This is a genomic window from Microcystis sp. M53603_WE2 (assembly GCF_030065435.1).
The window spans coordinates 1-3,373 of sequence record NZ_JASJFF010000258.1; the positions used below are offsets into that span (position 1 = coordinate 1).

Sequence of the window (3,373 nt, forward strand, 5' to 3'; positions counted from 1 at the left end):
CACTGTGTCATTAACAGAAAAGCCCACAATTGTCAAGAGGGAAACCAAAAATAAACTATCCACTTCTACCCCCGCAATTAAGCCTAAAACCGCAAAGACCCCTAAAGTGATCAAAACGTCGTGCAGCAGGGCGACAATGGCGAAAAAAGCGTAATCCCGTTGAAAACGGAAGCTTAGATAGACAGCAATGCCAAAAAATGACACTAATAAAGCTAAAAATCCCGACCTAAATAATTCTTGACCGATGGTGGGACCGACTGTATCGATTTGACTGGTTTCGGGGTCAAAGGCGCCGATTTTCTGGTTTAAGGTGTCGAGTAATTTCGTTCTCTGTTCTTCTGCCAGGGTTTTAGTCCGCACGGATAAAGTATATTTATCCAACACCTGCACACTACTGTTACCCAATCCTTCCTCGTCTAAAATTGCTTGCACTTCGGCAGTAGTTAAGGGTTTCTCACAGTTATTCTTTTTGGCACAGGCTAATTCTATCTGAATTCTCGTACCACCAACAAAATCTAAACTCGGTCGCAAAGGCGCTTGAATAGTGAACCAAGAAATTACCATGGCCAAAATACTACCAATCGTCAGCAGGGCCGAGACTGTCCACCAAAAATTACGCTGTTTTGTAACGTTAAATGCCATATTGATTAAGTAAAAAGTAAAAAGGAAAAAGGAATTTGGGGAGTAGGGAGTGGCAATCGGTGGGTTACGGCGAATATGAAATTATTGGTTAACAGCATAACTTGTCGTCGCCTAACCCACCCTACTGATTTACCGGTAAATTGGGGCAGAAAAGTTGGGGTTTTTGGCGAATGCTAGGGACGTTTAACACGGTGATTAACAGGAGAGTGCGACTACAGGTTAAAGCGGTAAACATACTCACAGCTACCCCAATGGCTAAAGTTAAAGCAAAACCTTTGACTAATCCTGAACCCAACCAAAATAAGGCAGCACAGGCGATTAAAGTAGTGACATTACTATCAAGAATACTGGAAAAAGCCCGATAAAATCCCGACTCTACTGCCCGAAATAGGGATTTTCCGGCCCTTAATTCCTCCCGGGTACGCTCAAAAATTAGTACATTTGCATCGACTGCCATGCCGATACTGAGGATAAATCCAGCAATACCGGGTAACGTCATGGTGACTCCCACTAGGGCAAAAGCCCCCAGAGAAAGAATAGTATAGATAATCAGGGAAACATCGGCAATAATACCGGGTAAACGGTAATAAACCGCCATGAAGATTAAAACTAACAGTAAACCCACTAAACCAGCGTAGATACTGCGACGGATACTATCCTGGCCTAAAGTTGCCCCGACGGTGCGAATTTCTTCCACTTTAACGGGGAAAGGTAGAGAACCACCGCGCAATTGAATCGCTAGATCGTTGGCAGTTTCGGCGGTAAAATTACCAGTAATCACGGCCCGGCCTCCTGTAATTCCCGTTTGGGCAAACTGCACATCAACCACAGGGGCGCTAATTAATTCATTATCGAGGAAAATCCCAATACTGCGACCAGTACCTGCGATCGCTTTAGTCAGTTCGGCAAATTTATTGCCCCCTTCCGAATCGAAAGTAATGGCCACTTCCCAGTTAGTGCCTTGGGTGGAACTAATAGTGGCATTTTGCAGATTTTTTCCAGTTAAGTCCACCGATTCAAATAAATTTAAAATCGCCTCTTTAGATTTTTGCAGAGATTGTTCTAGTTCGGCAATTTTAGCGGCATTTTCGGGTTTATTCTCGGCTTTGAGGGCGGCTAATTCCGCTTTTTTTTGTTGAAAAATTGAATATTCAGCCCGGAATTCTCCTTCTGTACCTTGTTTTTGCTGACGAAATTCTAATTGGGCCTGAACATTTAGGTTTCTCTCAGCTTCTTTGGGATTTGTGACCCCGGGTAGTTGCACAATTACCTGATTTTTACTGTCCACAGTCTGCACTAATGATTCAGAAACACCCAGGGCATTAACGCGGTTTTCAATCACATTTTGTACCGCTTTTAAATCATTAGGTTGAATGGTTTTGACGGTTTCAGTGGGTTTAACCTGAATGGTTAATTGACTACCACCGCGCAGGTCTAAACCTAATTGTAGGGGTAACTTAATCAGGACGAAGATCGAGGCAATAACCAGACCGATGATCAGTAACAATAACCAATTTTGTCTCTGCATAACTTCAGTATCAAAAGGAGAATTTTTTAAATGCGATCGCCAACTATTTTTTGGACAGCTTCGACAATTTGATTAGGTTGAATAATCGTCAATCTTTCTAGATTACCGTTATAAGGTGTGGGGATATCTTGGGAAGATAATCTTAACACGGGGGCATCTAATTCATCGAATAACTGCTCGTTAATTAAAGCAATTAACTCGGAAGCAATTCCTGCCGTTTTCATACATTCTTCCACGATAATCACCCTGTGAGTCTTGCGAATCGAAGCGGCGATCGTCTCCATATCAAAGGGTTTTAGGGAAATTAAATCGATAATTTCCGGATCATAGCCATCTTTTTCTAACTGTTTTAATGCCTGTAAACAGTGATGACGCATCCGCGAATAGGTGAGAATGGTGATATCTTCTCCCTTGCGAACGATTTCGGCTTTATCGAGGGGTAAAAGATACTCGGTATCAGGTAAATTTTCCTTGAGATTATAGAGAAGAACGTGTTCAAAGAAAAGCACGGGGTTATTATCTCTAATCGCCGATTTTAATAAACCTTTGGCGTTGTAGGGAGTGGAACAAGCGACAATTTTTAGTCCGGGTACCGCGTGAAAATAGGCCTCTAAACGTTGGGAATGTTCCGCCCCTAATTGTCTCCCCACACCCCCCGGACCGCGGATAACCATGGGGATTTTAAAATTACCGCCGGAAGTATAACGTAACATCCCGGCATTGTTGGCAATTTGGTTAAAGGCAAGCAGAAGAAAACCCATATTCATGCCTTCAATAATCGGACGTAATCCCGTCATGGCTGCCCCCACTGCCATGCCCGTAAAACTATTTTCAGCGATGGGAGTATCTAAAACCCTTAAATCGCCATATTTTTTGTAGAGATCTTTGGTAACTTTGTAGGAACCGCCGTAATGACCCACATCTTCACCTAAAACAAATACTGTCTGGTCGCGGCCCATTTCCTCATCGATCGCCTGTCGCAAAGCATTAAATAATAGGGTTTCTGCCATATCAAGTCCCCGTTTACAATTCGGTCATCTTATCACTAAACTTATTATCTTACCCCTTTTCTGGTCCGAAGGAGCGGGAATTATGAATTATGAATTATGGTTCTTCGTTACTTGGTATGGTTCGATAGGGGGGCATAAATCGACTAAATCCTTATCTGGCAAGAGACTTAATTGATTAGTTCGCTCTAGAGCA

At 42.8% G+C, this 3,373-nt stretch carries 3 protein-coding genes; all 3 read right to left on the reverse strand.

Annotated elements, in window-relative coordinates:
* On the reverse strand, positions 1 to 642 hold a 642-nt coding region (gene secF, locus PX481_RS05695), incomplete at its 3' end, for a protein translocase subunit SecF (protein WP_288093949.1).
* A 121-nt stretch (positions 643 to 763) separates the two neighbouring features.
* Positions 764 to 2,170 carry a protein translocase subunit SecD gene (secD, locus tag PX481_RS05700; RefSeq protein ID WP_002763147.1) on the reverse strand — a complete coding sequence of 469 codons (1,407 nt, stop codon included), beginning with the start codon at positions 2,168 to 2,170 and terminating at the stop codon, positions 764 to 766.
* A gap of 26 nt (positions 2,171 to 2,196) precedes the next feature.
* Positions 2,197 to 3,180 (reverse strand): alpha-ketoacid dehydrogenase subunit beta, encoded by a 984-nt coding sequence (locus tag PX481_RS05705; protein ID WP_002763149.1) that lies wholly within the window; start codon positions 3,178 to 3,180, stop codon positions 2,197 to 2,199.
* Positions 3,181 to 3,373 lie beyond the last annotated feature (193 nt).